At 34.7% G+C, this 18155-nt stretch carries 17 protein-coding genes, 1 other RNA gene and 1 pseudogene; 6 read left to right on the forward strand and 13 right to left on the reverse strand.

Annotated features, from left to right (window positions below; all coding sequences use genetic code 11):
• Nucleotides 1-130 precede the first annotated feature (130 nt).
• The 3 genes and pseudogenes from C7K42_RS10030 to C7K42_RS12905 all read left to right on the forward strand — a co-directional run bounded on the left by C7K42_RS10030 (nt 131) and on the right by C7K42_RS12905 (nt 2183).
• A complete protein-coding gene (locus C7K42_RS10030; RefSeq protein WP_014123848.1) occupies nt 131-1237 on the forward strand; it encodes an IS4-like element ISTeha5 family transposase in 1107 nt (368 codons plus the stop codon).
• 159 nt (nt 1238-1396) lie between these two features.
• Nucleotides 1397-1912: pseudogene (locus C7K42_RS10035) on the forward strand (TVP38/TMEM64 family protein); the annotation flags it as partial.
• A 112-nt stretch (nt 1913-2024) separates the two neighbouring features.
• Nucleotides 2025-2183, forward strand: coding sequence for a hypothetical protein (locus tag C7K42_RS12905; protein ID WP_014124212.1), 159 nt, complete (start codon nt 2025-2027; stop codon nt 2181-2183).
• A 150-nt stretch (nt 2184-2333) separates the two neighbouring features.
• Here C7K42_RS12905 and C7K42_RS10040 read toward each other — a convergent pair whose 3' ends face one another.
• The 5 genes from C7K42_RS10040 to C7K42_RS10060 all read right to left on the reverse strand — a co-directional run bounded on the left by C7K42_RS10040 (nt 2334) and on the right by C7K42_RS10060 (nt 7814).
• Entirely contained in the window at nt 2334-3680 is a 1347-nt protein-coding gene (locus tag C7K42_RS10040; protein WP_014124211.1) for a glucose-6-phosphate isomerase, read from the reverse strand.
• Nucleotides 3681-3766: 86 nt separating this feature from the next.
• Nucleotides 3767-5116 carry an NADP-specific glutamate dehydrogenase gene (gene gdhA / locus C7K42_RS10045; protein ID WP_014124210.1) on the reverse strand — a complete coding sequence of 450 codons (1350 nt, stop codon included), beginning with the start codon at nt 5114-5116 and terminating at the stop codon, nt 3767-3769.
• 229 nt (nt 5117-5345) lie between these two features.
• Nucleotides 5346-5831: a Cys-tRNA(Pro) deacylase gene (gene ybaK, locus C7K42_RS10050; protein WP_014124209.1), complete on the reverse strand. Its 486-nt coding sequence runs from the start codon at nt 5829-5831 to the stop codon at nt 5346-5348.
• Nucleotides 5828-6625: a type I 3-dehydroquinate dehydratase gene (gene aroD, locus C7K42_RS10055; RefSeq protein ID WP_103099658.1), complete on the reverse strand. Its 798-nt coding sequence runs from the start codon at nt 6623-6625 to the stop codon at nt 5828-5830. The genes ybaK and aroD overlap by 4 nt, the downstream gene beginning before the upstream one ends.
• Nucleotides 6626-6644: 19 nt before the next feature.
• On the reverse strand, nt 6645-7814 hold the full coding sequence (locus C7K42_RS10060) for a class I SAM-dependent rRNA methyltransferase (RefSeq protein WP_103099656.1): 1170 nt from the start codon (nt 7812-7814) through the stop codon (nt 6645-6647).
• Nucleotides 7815-8031: 217 nt separating this feature from the next.
• On the opposite strand from C7K42_RS10060, the gene C7K42_RS10065 reads away from it, so the two are divergent.
• The 3 genes from C7K42_RS10065 to C7K42_RS10075 all read left to right on the forward strand — a co-directional run bounded on the left by C7K42_RS10065 (nt 8032) and on the right by C7K42_RS10075 (nt 11518).
• Entirely contained in the window at nt 8032-10143 is a 2112-nt protein-coding gene (locus tag C7K42_RS10065) for an LTA synthase family protein (protein WP_041591777.1), read from the forward strand.
• Between the two features lie 153 nt (nt 10144-10296).
• Nucleotides 10297-11046, forward strand: coding sequence for a hypothetical protein (locus C7K42_RS10070; protein ID WP_061840079.1), 750 nt, complete (start codon nt 10297-10299; stop codon nt 11044-11046).
• Nucleotides 11030-11518, forward strand: coding sequence for a hypothetical protein (locus tag C7K42_RS10075; RefSeq protein WP_014124204.1), 489 nt, complete (start codon nt 11030-11032; stop codon nt 11516-11518). Before C7K42_RS10070 ends, C7K42_RS10075 begins: the two co-directional genes overlap by 17 nt.
• 129 nt (nt 11519-11647) lie before the next feature.
• Here the strand turns inward: C7K42_RS10075 and C7K42_RS10080 are convergent, their stop codons facing one another.
• From C7K42_RS10080 to C7K42_RS10115, 8 genes are all read right to left on the reverse strand, one after another.
• Nucleotides 11648-13093, reverse strand: coding sequence for a sensor histidine kinase (locus C7K42_RS10080; RefSeq protein ID WP_014124203.1), 1446 nt, complete (start codon nt 13091-13093; stop codon nt 11648-11650).
• Entirely contained in the window at nt 13093-13815 is a 723-nt protein-coding gene (locus C7K42_RS10085) for a response regulator transcription factor (protein WP_014124202.1), read from the reverse strand. Before C7K42_RS10085 ends, C7K42_RS10080 begins: the two co-directional genes overlap by 1 nt.
• A gap of 323 nt (nt 13816-14138) precedes the next feature.
• Complete coding sequence (locus tag C7K42_RS10090; RefSeq protein ID WP_014124201.1) at nt 14139-14504, reverse strand: TIGR02328 family protein; 366 nt, start codon at nt 14502-14504, stop codon at nt 14139-14141.
• A gap of 144 nt (nt 14505-14648) precedes the next feature.
• Nucleotides 14649-15014: a transfer-messenger RNA gene (gene ssrA, locus C7K42_RS10095) on the reverse strand.
• Nucleotides 15015-15317: 303 nt separating this feature from the next.
• Nucleotides 15318-15785 (reverse strand): GAF domain-containing protein, encoded by a 468-nt coding sequence (locus C7K42_RS10100; protein WP_103091884.1) that lies wholly within the window; start codon nt 15783-15785, stop codon nt 15318-15320.
• A 17-nt stretch (nt 15786-15802) separates the two neighbouring features.
• Complete coding sequence (locus C7K42_RS10105) at nt 15803-17152, reverse strand: PFL family protein (RefSeq protein ID WP_103099657.1); 1350 nt, start codon at nt 17150-17152, stop codon at nt 15803-15805.
• Nucleotides 17153-17162: 10 nt separating this feature from the next.
• Nucleotides 17163-17432: an ACT domain-containing protein gene (locus C7K42_RS10110; protein ID WP_103083818.1), complete on the reverse strand. Its 270-nt coding sequence runs from the start codon at nt 17430-17432 to the stop codon at nt 17163-17165.
• 162 nt (nt 17433-17594) lie between these two features.
• Nucleotides 17595-18029, reverse strand: coding sequence for a universal stress protein (locus C7K42_RS10115; RefSeq protein WP_103097463.1), 435 nt, complete (start codon nt 18027-18029; stop codon nt 17595-17597).
• Nucleotides 18030-18155: the final 126 nt, after the last annotated feature.

Here is an 18155-nt window from a genome sequence, read left to right on the forward strand (position 1 = left end):
TTTTTACCCACTAGTGGTGCATGAAACATTTTAAATTAGCTCTTTATGTTTCACACTATTTTCATTCATAAAAAAATCCTTTATACTGAGCTTGGATGACTTATCCAAGACCAATACAAAGGAACTTAATATGGATAAGTATAAAACAATTTCAGCTTTTAATAAATGGTTTTCGAACATAAATTTCAAAAAATTACCTTTTTCTATTCGTGAGAAAATTTCTCAAGCCGACAAGTATCATAAAAAATTTGCTTTTGAACACTTTTTGAAGGTGTTTCTCTATGGCATCGATCATGAGTGTGAAAGTTTACGTGAAATGGATACGGCATTTGTTTCCCCTGATCTACAACAGACCATGGCGTTAGATGCCATCAGCCATTCGCAGCTTTCCCGTGAGCTCGCCCAGATGGATGACGAAATTTTGTGGGCGATTTTCGCACAGTTACTGGAAAAAGCACGGTCAAAAACACCGGTGACTAAACGAAATGCGCTCTATCTCGTGGATTCTTCTACCTTTCCGTTAAATACCACTCGATATCCTTGGGCGGACTTTCGCTCAACCAAAGCGGGGATCAAGCTTCACTTAAAACTTTGTTTTATGGATAAAGAACACTTGTATCCGGATCAGTTTGAAGTCACGAATGCGGTTGAACATGATGACAATCACTTAGAAGTTTTTGTCAATCAACCGGAAGCGACCTATATCTTTGACCGTGGTTATATTGATTACGAGCGACTGGATGAAATGGAAGCCGATGGCTATTTTTTCGTCACAAGAGTGAAGAAAAACACCAAAATCCATGTCAGAGAAACTTATGATACTTCTCAGAGTAAAAACATTTTGCGTGACCAAATGGTGGTGTTAGGTACGCAGGTTTATTTAACCTCCCCGTTTCGCTTAGTGACGATTCAGGATGAAAAGGGAAAACAATTACGTTTTGTCACTAACCGTTTTGATGTGACCGCCCAAGAAGTGGCCGACATGTACAAAGCTCGTTGGCAAATTGAACTATTTTTTAAGCACATCAAGCAACATATGACGATAAAAAAGCTATTTTCCCACAGTGAAAAAGGGGTAAGCAATCAAATCATTCTCGCCATGATTGCCAGTCTACTGACGTATTTACTCAAAGTGGAGACAGGAAGTAAGAAATCTCCTTTTCAAATCAAGCGTCTATTGAAACACTTGCTTTTTCAACCTTTTGAAGAATTATGGGTGTTGCTCGTTCCTACGTGACGAAATAGCATTTGTCGTTGTTGCAATAGTATTCAGATAAATAATGAAAATTTTTTTCTGGAAAAGTCATCCTTTGCGCAAGCATTTGATTTTTTTGTCATTTTTTAGAAAAAAGTTAAAATCTGAATATTCTGATCATATTAATGCACCACTAGTGATTTTTACCATCTAGGAATTTTCGACGATTTACAAAGTCTACAGGAATTTGTAAGCCAAAAAACATTTTGGGCTCCTTTGATATTTGTTTTGATCCAAATTTTACAAGTGGTCATTCCAATTATACCTGGTGGAATTTCTCTAGCTGCCGGTGTTTTACTTTTTGGACCATTAGAGGGTTTTTTATACAATTATATAGGAATTTGTATCGGTTCTCTGATACTCTTTTGGTTAGGACGCCAATATGGAAGGCCCCTTGTTTTGCGCTTAGTAAATGAAAAAACTTACTATAAATATATTCATTGGCTAGATAACCAAAAACGTTTTGATCGTCTTTTTACTTTAGCTATATTTTTCCCTATAGCTCCAGATGATGCTTTGTGCTTAATGGCAAGTTTAACTAAAATTTCTTTTAAAAAGTTTACCTGGATTATTTTATTAGCAAAACCTGCTTCTGTCTTTGCATATAGTCTCGTTTTATTATATGGCAGTGAACACATCATCCAATTTCTATTATAAAAAAATTTGAGGTCATAGTTTAAGTGTCAAACAAAATTTTTGGTCATACTTTGTAATTATGTTATAGTACGAAAGGTTGTTGTTATAAAAAATTTTAAGGAGGGATGTATAAATGACATTTAAAAAAGAAGATTTAGCTTATCGTATCGCTTTTGATACAAACACAAACCAATTTATGGCAATTGATTCAAAAGATGAACAACATGTCGCTTACGGTGTAACCATCGAACACGCAATTAAAAACTTAAATGCTGAAAAAGCCAACGTCTAGAGAAAGGATCTCTCAAATGAATTCAACTGTTTCTTCTTGCTGAAGCTGTTAGTAGTAATGAGCACTTTTACTGCTAACAGCTTTTTTGTATGCAAAAAAAGACGCTCAAAATGAGCGCCTTTTTTCTTCCTACAGACTACAAATACTGATTTATAGCCGTTCATTTAATTTACCTGCCAAGTCTTCATAACCTGGTTTACCTAATAAGGCAAACATATTATTTTTATACTCTTCTACTCCCGGTTGGTCAAACGGATTTACGCCATTTAAGTAACCTGAGATTCCTACAGCAATTTCAAAGAAATACATGGTATATCCTAATGTATACTCATCCATTTCTGGAATTTTCAATAATAGATTTGGAACATTGCCATCCGTATGTGCTAGTAATGTTCCTTCAAATGCTTTGGTATTTACAAAGTCAATTTCTTTTCCCTGTAAGTAACCTAATCCATCTAAATCGGATTCTTGTTTTGGAATAGAAACACTTTTACGTGGATTTTCTACTTTTACAACAGTTTCAAATACATTGCGTGTGCCATCTTGAATCGTTTGGCCCACAGAGTGAAGATCTGTTGAAAAGTTCGCACTTGATGGATAAATTCCTTTTTGATCTTTTCCTTCTGATTCACCGTATAATTGTTTCCACCATTCAGAGAAATATTGCATTCCTGGTTCATAGTTGACCAAAATTTCAATAGCTTTATCTTTACGGTGCAAAATATTACGCAAAGCAGCGTATTGGTAAGCTTCATTTTTCTTCAAGTCTGGATCCATATACGCTTTACGAGCATCAACCGCACCTTGCATTAAAGCGTCGATATCTGCGCCACTAACAGCAATAGGCAATAAACCAACAGGTGTTAATACAGTAAAACGTCCACCTACGTCGTCTGGAATGACAAAAGTTTCCCAGCCTTGCGCGTCAGCTTCTTCTTTTACAGCACCTTTTTGACGATCTGTTGTCGCATAAATTCGTTTATTGGCTTCTTTTTCACCATACTTATTAATCAGTAATTCTTTAAATACTCGGAATGCGATGGCTGGTTCGGTAGTTGTACCAGATTTTGAAATAACATTTACAGAAAAATCACGATCACCGATCATTTCAATCAGATCTGCAAGATAGGTAGAAGAAATGGAATTACCCGCAAAAACCACTTGTGGTGTCTTTCGTTGTTCTTTTGGTAACGCATTATAAAATGAGTGTTGTAAAAACTCAATAGCTGCGCGTGCTCCTAAATAAGAGCCTCCAATACCAATCACAACTAATACATCAGAATCTGATTTAATTTTCTCTGCTGCTTTTTTAACACGAGAGAATTCTTCTTTATCGTAGTTTTCCGGCAAGTCGATCCAGCCTAAGAAATCATTTCCAGCACCTGTTCCGTTTCTTAACGCTGTATCTGCAGCGGTTACTTGATTTTGCATATAGTCAAGTTCATGTTCACTAACAAATGGTGTTACCTTTGAATAATCAAATGAAATATGTCCCATGTTGCCTCCTCCTTAAAAAAGTAAAGTAGTAATGTATACACTACTACTATACTTTTTTTATTATTGTTTTTCAAGTAATTATTCCATCATACAAGACCTTGCTCAGTCATTGCCTTAGCCACTCGATCAAATCCTGCAATGTTGGCACCAAGCATAAAGTTATTTTCTGAACCATACTCTTGGGCAGCATCACGAGTACTTTCATAGATCTTCTTCATAATCGTATTTAACTGCTTGTCCACGTCATTTTTTTCCCACTGCAAACGTTGTGAGTTTTGACTCATTTCTAAAGCAGAAACTGCAACCCCTCCAGCATTTGCTGCTTTTCCAGGGCAATAAGAGATACCTTTGTCAATAAAATATTCGCTAGCTTCCATTACACAAGGCATATTCGCCCCTTCTGCTACAATCTTAGCGCCATTTTCCACGATAACTTCTGCATTTTCTTTATCAATTTCATTTTGCGTAGCACACGGAAAAGCAAGATCATAAGGTATTTTTAACTCCCACACATTGCCAGCTTCATAATATTGAGCCTGCGGGCGTTTTTTAGTATAAGCAGTTAAACGATCACGATCAACTTCTTTGACCTGTTTTAATAAATCTAAGTCAATACCTTCTTTATCGTAAATATATCCATTAGAATCGGAACAAGTCACTGGCTTAGCGCCTAATTGTTGTAATTTTTCAATCGCATAGATTGCCACATTTCCACTTCCAGAAACTGCTGCAGTTTTGCCTTTAAAATTTTCGTTTTTATCCGCTAAAAGATGTTTAACAAAATAGACAACGCCATACCCGGTCGCTTCAGTGCGCCCTTTGCTACCCCAAAAATCTAGTGGCTTACCTGTCAATACCCCGGTGTCATATTGTTTTAAACGTTTATAAGTACCGTATAAATACCCGATCTCACGAGCACCAACACCAATATCACCGGCTGGAATATCCAAATTTGGTCCAATATGTTTGGATAATTCTGTCATAAAGCTTTGGCAAAAACGCATAATTTCATCATCTGATTTTCCTTTTGGATCAAAATCACTCCCACCTTTGCCGCCGCCAATAGGTAAACCGGTCAAACTGTTTTTAAAGATTTGTTCAAAACCTAAGAATTTTAAAATACTTAAGTTAACGCTAGGATGGAATCTAAGTCCGCCCTTATAAGGCCCTAATGCCGAATTAAATTGAATACGATAGCCACGATTAACGCGCCAATTTCCCTGATCGTCTTGCCAAGGCACACGAAATTGTAAAATACGTTCAGGTTCAGTCAATATCGCTAATAAATTTTTTTCCACATATTCAGGATTTTTTTCTAAAAAGGGTTTTACAGTAGATAAAAATTCATCCACTGCTTGTAAAAATTCTGTCTGATGTGGATCTTTATTATGGACCGTTTCTTGTACTGCGGTTATTGCATCATTGATTTTTGTCATAAAAATACCTCCTCCGTATTTCCTGCTATTTTATCAGAAAAATTTTTTATGCGCACCTTTTTTTTGTAATTTTCAAATAATTTTTCCGAAAAATCCAAAAAATATCATGAACTTAATGCGCTTTACTTATTAAAAAAAGACAATAGCCCAAGTAGCCAATTTTATAAATACTTATCACATAGCTACTCTACTATTGTCTTATTTCTGTACTATTCTATCATTGCATATTTTATACTGTAATATCAGCAAATTCACCATTTACCAAATTTGCTAAATCTTCTGGCGCAAGTTCGATCTGCAGCCCCCGTTTTCCTGCTGAAACTAAAATTGAAGCAAAATCTTTGGCTGTTATGTCAATATAAGTAGGAAATTTCTTTTTCATCCCTATAGGCGAACAACCACCTCTGATATAACCAGTTGTCTTTTCTAAGTCTTTTAAATGTAACATTTCAACTTTTTTATTCTGACTGACTTTTGCAATCTTTTTTAAATCTAATTCTCTATCTCCAGGAACCACAGCAACAAGTGTGCCGGTTTTATTTCCTACAACGACTAAAGTTTTAAAAATTTGAGAAATATTTTCATCTAACTCATCAGCTACATGATCAGCACTCAACTGCGCCTCATTCCAAGCATATTCATATTCTTGATAAGAAATATTTTGTTGTTCAACAAGGCGAATAGCGTTCGTCTTGTCTTTTTTCTTCTTACTCAATGAACTTCCCTCTCATCATTATCGCTTGTACTAAATTTTTCTTTTACACTTAATGTTTCTAACACAAATTGCAATTCATCAATAGGAATTTGGCCAGGTGCTGAGCTTTGCGCTTCATCCAATGAACCAAAAGTAAGAACAGAACCTGTAATCTCTCCTGTGATCCTTGAGACTTTCCCTAAATCTGACATAGAAATGGTTGCAATAGGTAATTCATTAAAAGCTCGAACTCTTGAAACAAGATTCATCATTCTTAATACGTCTTGCAAATTATGAGGCATGGCAGCGATTTTTCCAATATCGGCGCCAAATTGATTCATAACGCCAACACGATAAATCATCGTCGCATCTTCTGGTGTTTGGTCATAATCATGGCTACTCATCATGATTTTAGTTCCTTGAATTTTTAAATCTTGCACAAACTTACGTCCTAAATACTCAACTTTTCCAAATTCTATATCCATTAAGTCAACTTTTTGTGTGCTAGCTGCTGACAAACACAAATCATGGTACATTTTTAAAGAGACTGGCCGGCTTCCACCTTCTTCAACAGAACGAAAGGTATATAACAGAATTTTTTCTGGAAGAATCCCTGCAATCATTTCTAAAGTATCTATCATATCATCAATCTCTTCACTTTCATGAAAAAGATCAGCACGCCATTCTACGATCTCAGCGACTGAGTGTTTTACACGATTTGCTTGTTCCGCTATTTCTTCTGTAGTTTTTCCCGTAATAGGTACACACATTTTAGGACGACCGTTGCCTATCTTTGTACTTTTTATCTCTAACAAAAAAACTCCCTCATTTCTATTAACTTTTTTCAATTTGATAAAAATAAACTTTTAAATAATCTCCTTCAGGAAAAGACGAGTGAATAACATAGTCTTTAGGCAGATGAAATTTTTTAATTAATTTGTAAGTAACATTTTTCTCTTGCAAAGCTTTTTCAATCATTGTTTGGAATTTTTTAGAAGAAACATTGCCTGCATTGGTTGAAGCAATAATCATTCCTTGCCTATTTAAAATTTCTACACTATCTTCAACTAAGCTCCCATAGTCTTTAGCTACCCGGAATACTTTTTTCTTATTTCTAGCAAAACTCGGTGGGTCCAAAATAATACAATCAAAGCTTAAACCTTTTTTCTTGGCGTACTTAAAATAATCAAAAGTATCCATTACATGAATCATTTGTTGCTCAAGATCAATTTGATTTACATTAAACTGTTCTTTTGTTTTTTTCAAACTGCGCTTTGCTAGATCAACACTGGTGGTACTTTTAGCTTCACCCACAGCAGCGGCGACAGAAAATGCGCCTGTATAGCTAAACATATTTAAAACATCTTTGTTTCTAACAAAGCCTGAAGCAAGTAAAGCTCTAACTTCTCGCTGATCTAAAAAGATTCCAGTCATTAATCCTTCATTTAAATATACCACATAATTTACATTGTTTTCTTTAATATGTAACGGTTCAGGAGCTTTTATTCCTGCAAGCAGGTTTGAATAGGGTTGATCTGTTTGAAAACGCAACTTTTCATAGATTCCCTCTATTTCGGGAAAAACTTCTTTAAAAGCAGAAATAATTTCTTCTTGCTTATGATATAAAGTACGATTATACCAAGAAACTACGGCAAAATCACCATATTTATCTACCGTCATCCCACCTAGGCCATCTCCTGCACTGTTAAGGAGTCGAAAGGCATCGGTTTTTTTGTCCCGATAAAAAGCGCGACGTTTTTCTTTTGCCTGAAAAAATAATTCAACAAAAAACGCATGGTTAAGCGGCCAATTTTTTGTAGTTAAACTCCAGCCTACACCATTATTTTGTACGCCAAGATATCCTTTTGCAATGCGTTTTCCTTCTTTATTAACAAAATCGACCCATTGATTTTCTTGTATTTGATCCAATAAATCATCTTCTTGTAATAAGGGATAGCCATTTTGTACACGTTTTGCTGCTTGTTGCGTGATCTTAATTTCCATATATTCACCTGTTCATCTTATTCATTGCTTACCAATTAAGTATATCAAATCCTACAATTTTTGTCTTTCACGAAAGAATTGATAAGAAAAACTTAATTTGCCCTACACAAACCTAATTTTATTGACAGTCAAACCGGGGCTTAGTAAAATATTATTGATGAATGAAAACAGTAGAAAAATTTTTCATGACCCAGGTCAGAAAGTGAGGAACAAACTTTTGAAGAATGTAAAAATACCAAATCTTCTAAATACAAGATTAGGCTTTTTTGGCCTATTAACAATACTACTTTGGGCTAAAAATATCTTTGCCTATTTTACGGAATTTAATTTAGGTGTCGACAGCCCGATCCAGTATTTTATTCTGCTCATTAATCCAATAGCAACAACGCTATTTCTATTATCCATTGCTTTATATGTAAGAAGAACCAAGGCATCGTATTTTACCATGCTTTTTATTTATTTCTTGGTGACAGTATTACTTTTTGCAAATGTCGCTTATTATCGTGAATTTACTGACTTTATTACTATTAATACCATTTTAGGTGCCGGTAAAGTTGCTGGAGGATTGGCAGGTAGCACATTAGAGCTGCTAAAAGTAAGTGATATCTTCTACTTTATTGATTTTGTTATCATCGCAATCGCACTTGTTATGAAAAAAATCAAGTTAGACGATCGCCCCATCCGAGCTAGAACAGCTTTAGCTGTCACAGCCCTAGCTGTAATGGTTTTTTCAGGAAATCTATTTTTAGCAGAAACAGATCGTTCAGGTCTATTAACCCGTACTTTCTCTCGTGATTATCTAGTAAAATATCTTGGTATTAACGCTTATACAGCTTACGACGCTGTTCAAACTTATCAGACAACACAAGTTCGAGCAGAAGCTAGCCCTAACGATATGGATGAAGTTGAAGATTATGTTGATGATCACTATGCTGAGCCTAATGACGAATATTATGGCATGGCAGAAGGCAAAAATGTTATCTATATTCATTTAGAAAGTGTGCAACAATTTTTAGTTGATTATGAACTAGAAGATGAAAATGGCGAAAAACACGAAGTAATGCCCTTTATTAATAGCTTATTCCATGATGATAGTACCTTTAGTTTTGATAACTTCTTCCATCAAGTTGCGGCTGGAAAAACTAGTGATGCAGAAACATTAATGGATAACTCACTGTTTGGTTTAAACCAAGGATCGTTTTTCACGCAATTCGGTGGAAAAAATACTTTTGAATCAGCACCAAATATCTTAAAACAAACAAAAGATTATGATTCTGCTGTCTTCCATGGAAATGAAGGAAACTTTTGGAATCGTAATGAAGTTTACAAACACTTTGGTTATGATTATTTCTTTGACGCAAATTATTATGATGTCAATGATGAGAATTCATTCCAATATGGCTTACATGACAAACCATTTTTCGAACAATCTGCCCAATATCTTGAACACTTGCAACAACCGTTTTATTCCAAGTTTATCGCTGTATCAAATCATTATCCTTATTCTGAGTTTACAAATGATGAAGCTGGTTTCCCACTTGCTGATACACCAGATAACACAATCAATGGTTATTTTGCGACGGCGAACTATTTGGATACAGCTGTGGAAGAGTTCTTCGATTACTTGAAAGAATCTGGTTTATACGATAATTCCGTCATTGTTTTATACGGAGATCACTATGGAATTTCTGATGGACGTAACGAAAACCTAGCAGAATTATTAGGTAAAGATAGTAGTGAATGGGATAATTATGACAATGCTCAAATGCAACGCGTTCCTTACATGATTCATGTTCCTGGACAAGATAAAGGTGGCGTTGATCATACCTATGGCGGTGAAGTAGACGCGATGCCTACACTCTTACATTTATTGGGAGTAGATACCAAAAATTATATTCAAATGGGACAAGATCTGTTGTCTGACGAACACCAAGAAGTAGCAGCTATGCGAGACGGCTCCTTCGTATCCCCTGATTATACAAATTATTCAGGTACATTATATGATAACGAAAGTGGAGAGCCAATTGAATCACCTACAGAAGAACAACAAGCAACAGTTAAGGAATTACAAGATGCGGTCAATAAACAGCTTGAAACTTCCGATAAGGTAACACAAGGTGATTTACTTCGTTTCCACTCTGGAAGCGGGCTTAATCCAATTGATCCTAATGATTATGATTACAAAGATATTGATAAGCGATTGCTTAAAAAAGAGGAAGATTTAGGCGATGAATCTACCAGTATCTATTCAGAAAATGGCGATGAATCTACTGAGGATGAATATGAATCAAAATCCTATCAAGAGTATCATCCAGAAGCTAAGGAATAATTAGAAGAAGAAAACAATAACGAAAATAATGAGTAAGATACAACTAAAGAAATCCGAGATCAATGATTGATCTCGGATTTCTTTTTTTTACTATAAGTTATTCATATTTTTTTCAAACTCATTTTATATACTAAAATCAAGAAGGTGAGAATTATGTCTTTTTCAAAAATTGCTTTAGCTAGTCTAAAATATCATCGACGTATGACTGCTTTTTATGTAATTTTTTTAGTCATTTCCTTTTTTTTATTATTTATTATTGATAGTTTAAAAATTTCATTACCTTTCATTTATAGTCATATGGAAGACTTATTGAGTTCTTCTGGCTATTCATTAGAAAAACAAAGCATCTTAGGATATATACAAGAACCTACTGAAACTATCGGACGTTATTATGATTTTGTAAAAAAAGCAGCCCTTATTTTTTTTACTGCGCTATTTTTCATTTATTTTTTTATTTGTCAAATAATCAAGGAAAAAGAATACCTGATTTGGAAAAACTCAGGTAACAGAACACTCTCTTGGGTTTATTTTAATTTATTAGAAATGATTTTCCCTTTATTCATCTTTTTTTTAATTTTTGCAGCTATGATAATGCTTCTTCAACATTTTTTTGTAGGAATTATTTTAAATCAACATTTGAAAATAATTGAAATGGTCCATGGTACAAATACAATCACTGAACAGTTTGGACAAGACAATCTAGACAATTTAGTCGTACGTTTTCCACGTACAAATCAGGCACTGATTCAGACAATTTTATTGTCTAGTAAGGAATGGACAAAAATTCTTTTTATATCACTTGGTCAAACCATGCGAAATTTTATTTTCTTAGTCTTTCCAACTCAAATCGGTGCAATAGGCGTTCATTACTTTTGGAGGCATAAATTTGGAACAAATAACTAATGTAGAACAATTAGCTGCTGGCTTTTATCTTGTAACAACCGACGTTTACAAAAAGAAATTTTTAGAGCAAAAAAACAAACGAACACAGCCCACTATTGGTGAAGTTACAGGAGATTGGCAGCAACTACCTTATTTATCATTAAAAGAAAATATTCTTCTAGGTGTAGAAAAAACCAAACGTCCAAAACTTTTATCCTATGTCAAATTAGCTGAGATTAATCCCAGGTTATTTACCAAGCAGAAAAACGAACTTTCTCAAATTGATAAAATCAAATTACAATTTGTACACTTGTTGTTAAAAGAAAATTCGATTATTTACCTTCATGACTGTTTTGATCAAATGACTGTTGGACAAATGCAATGGCTTTTAGGTTTTTGTCATCAACTTGTCCAAAAGTACTCATTACGCATATTACTATTTAGTAAAAATGAGCAACTACTCCACTCCATAAATATTGACGAAATTCTTTAAATAAAAACAAATAGCCGAACTATATGAAGAGATTACTCCAAGCTTCCAGCTGGTTTTAGTCGTAAATTCACGATAACCAGAAAATCTCACTAAGTATAGTTCGGCTGTTTTATTTTTTATTGCATTTTCTTATTCGACTTCTTTATCCGGATCAGTATCAGGGAAAGTGATAACAAAGCTAGTTCCTTTATTTGGCTTACTGTGAACCTCGATTGTTCCTTTATGCATGTTTACCAATTGTTGTACGATTGGCAATCCCAAACCTGATTCTCCAAATTTTTTATTTTTTCTAGAAGGATCAATTTTATAATAACGTTCCCAGATATTATTTACTTGGTCTTCAGTCATACCAATCCCAGTATCGGTAATCGTGACAATCGTCTCTAAATAACCCTTTTCAATCTTAATACGAATTTCGCCATCTTCAGTAAACTGAATAGCATTTTGAATAATATTAACAATAATTTGAACAAACCGATCATAGTCAGCAAAAATTGGAACTGATTCACTTGTTTCTAAAATCAGTTGATCATTGGCTTCTTCGGCTTTTTTCTCCATTTGTACTAATATCGTTTGTAATGCTTGTGTTCCGTCAAATTTCTTCACTACAATAGAAATTTGGTTTGTTCGGATTTTTTCATAATCTAGGTTTTCACTGACTAAACGAATTAAACGATTGGTTTCATTTTTCATTAAACGAATGGCATTATCCTTTTGATCTTCTGGAATCGCTTGGTATTGCAGTCCTTCCAATAAACCATTAATTGTAGTTAATGGTGTGCGCATCTCATGGGAAGCATCTGACATAAACTGTCTACGTCGCTCTTCTTGCCGATCGATTTCTTCTTGTGATTCTTTTAAAGAATCCGTCATTTTATTGAAGTCCTCAGCCAATTCATCAAACTCATCGCGATGACGTGAAGGTAATTTGTTATCAAAGTTTCCATTAGCGATTTCTTTTGTTGCTTCCTTCATCCGGTTGATTCGCCTTACCAGAAATTTAGCGTATAAAAAGCTAATCACCAAAGCAACAATGACAGATAAGACAAATCCTTTTAGTAAATTATTGGTAAATTCTGTCACTGAATTTTTTACATTTTGAGCCGATTGCGTCACAATCAGCGCACCATAAAAGTCATTATCTAAATTAAAGGGAATCATCGCATAAGAAGTCGCTTCTTCTTCCCCATAAATATTCTTACTGGCTGTTACTTGTTGTTGCTGTCCTGCATGAAGTTGCTTCCAAAAATTATTAAAGGGAAATGAAATCTGCTTTTCTGGTCTAGTTGGATAGAGCACTTCTTTAGAATCAGTAATAAAAGTAAAATGGACATTTTGTTGGTTTAACATCGCCTCTGAACGATTCAATGAGTTTTGAATCGCTGTCTCCAATGAATTGGCCGGCATATTGTCATTGATTTCTTCTACAACCGCATCAGCATAACCAAAAAGTTGATGGTAATTGTTCTCTTCGATGGTTTGTTTAGTCATCTGGGTAAAAGTAATCCCTAGTGTTACCAGCGTCACTAAGATCACAATCCAGAAAGCTAGCAACTGTTGGTATAAATAACGCATTATTCAACACCCGAATCATCAAACTTATAGCCAACGCCCCAAACCGTTTGAATAACTTGTGGTCCAATTTTTTCAATCTTTTGCCGTAACTTTTTGATATGAGCGTCTACTGTTCGTTCATCACCAAAGTATTGATAATCCCACACTAACTCAAGTAATTTTTCGCGGGAAAATACTTGTCGCGGCTTATTTGCTAATGTGTAAAGCAAATCAAATTCTTTAGGCGTTAGATCAACAATCTCTGCGCCATTTAAATAAGCTTCTCTTGTTTTTGTATTCATTTGAAAATGTGCTGTTTTTACATCAAATTCCGTATCATTTTTCGAAACCTCTTTAGTTGTTGCGGTACTTCTTAAATCACTACGACGATGCAGCGCCTTTATTCGTGCAATTAAAGTCAGCGGGCTAAAAGGTTTAGTTACGTAATCATCAGCGCCAATTTCAAGACCAATCACTTGGTCACTTTCTGAATCTCTAGCCGTTAGCATCACTAATGGTACCGTACTAGAAACTTCGCGAATTTTACGAGCTACAACCATGCCATCTACCTCAGGCAAATTTAAATCTAGTATAATCATATCCCAATTTTGTGGATTCTCTAAAAAAGCATCAATTCCGGTTTGTCCATCATATTTAAAAGTCACTTCCCACCCTTCATTTACAAAAAACATCTGCATCATTTCACAAACAGATTCATTATCTTCGATCATTAATACATTCATGTTGCCACCTCTTGTTTATTGATCTTTTGTGATTTTATTTTTATGACAAATCACAACATTCTAGTCATTTTAAATAAGATACTAATAATTGTTCATTTCTCATTCTTTTACTAGTATAACTTAAATTAAAATAACGGACCAATAAATTATCACTTTCTTTGAGAAACCTTTGTAATTTTGTTACAACGTCTTATATAATTTTTTAAATTAGCTGTAAATTGAGGAAACCTTTTATGACACCTTATAGACATTTAATTATTTGAAGCTTTTCATTCAAAAATCGACAAAAAACAAAGAATTTTTATCTATATTTATCTATTTATTTACGTTAGGTCTATTCCTTTTTCTTTTAGATTATCCAAACAATCCTGGAGATATAAAACATCGTGTTCCTCATAAATCGGTTTTTCCAACTTTAAACTTTTTATGCTTTCGTATTTTGGACAAGTTTGACCCCGGTATAAAGGATCAAACCATTGCTCGTTTGGTTTATATCCTCTTTTTAAGATTTCTTCCATAACCAAAACATGGTATTGATACAACTTATAAGGCGAATGATTGAAAACATAATTTACCGTCGCATGGTTTTTCCCCCACCCTTTTCCACGTAAGGCGCAACATTCTCTGTGTTGCCCCAATAGTTGTTGTCTAGGTAATAATGGTACCAATTCTTCATGCCATAAGCGCATTACTTTAACCTCACTTAACATACATTGATTTATAAATTATTACAGATAATTTTCTCGTATAAAGATTCTATCATAAAAAAACTAACAAGAAAAAATGCTTCTGAAAGCTGAAAAATCAGCAATCAGAAGCATTGATTAATCTCCAAATGGAGACGGCGGGAGTTGAACCCGCGTCCAGACATATTGCCTCTTGAATATCTACGCTCATAGTCATCTCGATTAATTTCGCTTTATAAGCCGTCGAGTGACAAACCGCTTATAAAGCTAGTCTGATGAGCTCTTCATTAACTTCCAGACGGAAAGTTAATGCGTATCCCACTTAAATTTGAGACCCTTATTCGAGCACATGGGCGATGCCGAGAGGATCTACGCTAGCTGGTTTTACGCAGCTAAAGCGTAAGAGTTGTTATTATTTTTAGCAGTTATATTTAACTGAGCGTTTTTACGTAGACGCAACCTACAAAGCGCAATTCAAGCTCAATCTATGCCTGTCGAATCCGTAACGTCCCCTTAATTAAGGGGTATTTCTACCAATAATTAGTATAACATATACCGAAACTATTTCAAACAATTCGCTCATCAAATATGACATGTGTGAAATATAACTTATTTAATTTGTAATAAAAACTAATGAACCTGTAATCGGTACTTATGTTATTCTATTTAACAGAGGGGGACGAGTATATGGAAGATATTTTCTTTGCACCATTCGATTGGTTATATCGTCAATTCTCTGGTTAGTAATTATTGAATAGCCGCTCGAAATACCTTTTGAAAGACTTGGCAAAATAGCGTCAAGTCTTTTTATTTGCTTTAAAATACTTTTAGTAATTGTTTACAATAATCTTCAAGATATTTTTTATCGGTTTGATCGTAATCATTTATTTCTTTACTATCAATATCAAGAACACCAATCAATCGCTCATCTTTAACCATCGGCACAACAATTTCTGAAAGCGCCGCGGAATCACATGCGATATAATTTTTATGCTCTTTTACATTTCCTACGATCACTGTCTGATTTGTATCAGCAGCTTCACCACAAACACCCTTTCCCATTTGGATTCGTGTACAAGAGACATTTCCTTGAAATGGCCCCAATATCAATTCATTTTCATCAAATAAATAAAATCCTGCAAATACAGTGTTTGGTAAGCTCATATTTAACAAAGCTGATGCATTAGATAAAGTGGCTAACCAATTTTTTTCATCTTTGATCAATTCACTTTGCTGTGAAATCATCATTTCATAGGTTTTTTGTTTTTCTTCTTTATTCCACATAAATAACTCTCTCCATTTTAATTTTTAAATGAATGCAAAGGTGCAGGTATCCGGCCTCCACGTTGGACAAATTCAGAAGAGCTTGCATCATTGGTTTTCATCACGGGTGCTGAGCCTAGTAAGCCCCCAAATTCAATATGATCGCCCACATCTTTATCTTTAGCTGGAATGATACGTACTGCCGTTGTTTTATGGTTCACTACACCAATAGCTGCTTCGTCTGCGACCATTGCACTGATCGTATCAGCTGGTGTTTTACCAGGGATTGCAATCATATCTAGGCCAACTGAACAGATCGCTGTCATCGCCTCTAGTTTTTCTAAATTTAACGAGCCGCTTTCAACTGCTTGAATCATCCCTGCGTCTTCTGATACCGGAATAAAAGCTCCTGATAAGCCTCCTACATGGTTACAAGCCATAACGCCACCTTTTTTAACAGCGTCATTTAATAAAGCTAATGCCGCTGTGGTTCCATGGGTTCCAACTGATTCTAATCCCATCTCTTCTAAAATTTGAGCGACACTATCACCTACGGCCGGTGTCGGTGCTAAAGAAAGGTCAACGATACCAAAAGGAATACCTAAACGGTTGGAAGTTTCTTTACCCACTAACTGTCCCATTCTTGTGATTTTAAAGGCTGTCTTTTTGACAGTCTCAGCGATAACATCAAAAGATTCTCCTTTAACTTTTTCTAGTGCTCTTTTCATAACACCAGGCCCGCTAACTCCTACGTTAATTACCTTATCAGCTTCTCCGAAACCATGAAAAGCACCAGCCATAAATGGATTATCTTCTACAGCATTAGCAAATACTACAAGTTTAGCACAACCTAAATCTGATTTTTCTGCAGTTTGCTTAATCACAGTACCCATGCGTTTTACCGCGTCCATATTAATTCCAGCTTTTGTTGAACCAATATTTACAGAAGAACACACATAATCTGTTTCTGCCAAAGCCTGAGGAATCGATTCAATCAGTGCTAAATCCGTTCCTTGAAAACCTTTTTCTACTAATGCAGTATACCCTCCAATGAAATTTACATCCACTGCTTTAGCTGCTTGATCCAATGCCTTAGCAAATTTCACACAATCTACACTTGTTGCTTTTGTAGCTGAAGCAATACTTGCAATTGGCGTAACTGAAATCCGTTTATTAATAATAGGAATCCCGTATTCTGTAGCAATTTGATCACCTACTTTGACTAAATCTTTAGCACAAGTGGTAATTTTTTGATAAATCTTACTGCAAGCTGTATCAATATCAGGATCAATACAATCTAACAATGAGATGCCCATAGTAATTGTTCGAATATCTAAATTATCTTCTTCTATCATACGGATAGTTTCAAATATTTGGTTGCTTTCCATATCCTATCTCCTAACCTAACTTATGCATAGTGTTAAAAATTTCTTCATTTTGAATACTAATTTTTACGCCTAATTGTTGCCCCGTTTTATCTAGCTCTTGTCGTATATAGTCAAAGCTAGTTTGCTTATCCATATCTAAAATCATCATCATCGTAAAATAATCTTGCATAATTGTTTGTGTCATATCAACAATATTTATATTTAATATCGCTAAACTCTGGCTTACACCTGCCACGATACCCACTTTATCTTTACCGATCACAGTCAAAACTGCACGCATTGTCATTCCCCTTTTTAATTTTCTTTTTATTATAGCATAGCTGAATTTTCTAGAAGACATTTTACCATAGAAAAACATCTTTTTAATACTTTATTAGATACAAAAAAGCAATTAAGGTACTTTTTACAAGTTATACCTTAACTGCTTTTTAACTTATTAAAATTATTTGATAACCATCACATTACAAGGCGCATGGTTTACAACAAAAGAAGTCGTTGCTCCTACTAAAGCCTGTGCAATCGCCCCTTTACCTGTTGAACCAATAACAATCAAATCAATCGCATATTCTTGTGGTAAATCCATACCAATCATTTCTTTAGGCGAACCAATTTCAACGATTCTTTCGATATTGTTTACACCAGCTTGTTGCGCAGTTTTTACTTTATCATCCATATCTTCTTCAATGTTTTGTTTTTCATCTTTTAACAGACGAGAAAAGGCATAAGCGCTGGTTGTCAATTCAACATCATTAATAATCCGAGCTAAAAAAACAGTAGCATTATTTCGTTTGGCAATTTCGATTGCTTCTTTAAAAGCTTTTTCCGATTGACTAGATCCATCAAGAGCAACTAATATTCTTTTATACGCTTCTAGCATTGTAAGCGCCTCCTTTTCTTTTATTATATCATGAACGAAAAAAATACCATAGTATTTTCTTACATAAACCAGCAAATCTAGCTTTCGCTTTCTAAGCGTGCTAAAATAAATGAGACTATACAAGAA

It is taken from the genome of Tetragenococcus halophilus subsp. halophilus DSM 20339 (assembly GCF_003841405.1).
Lineage (GTDB): Bacteria > Bacillota > Bacilli > Lactobacillales > Enterococcaceae > Tetragenococcus > Tetragenococcus halophilus.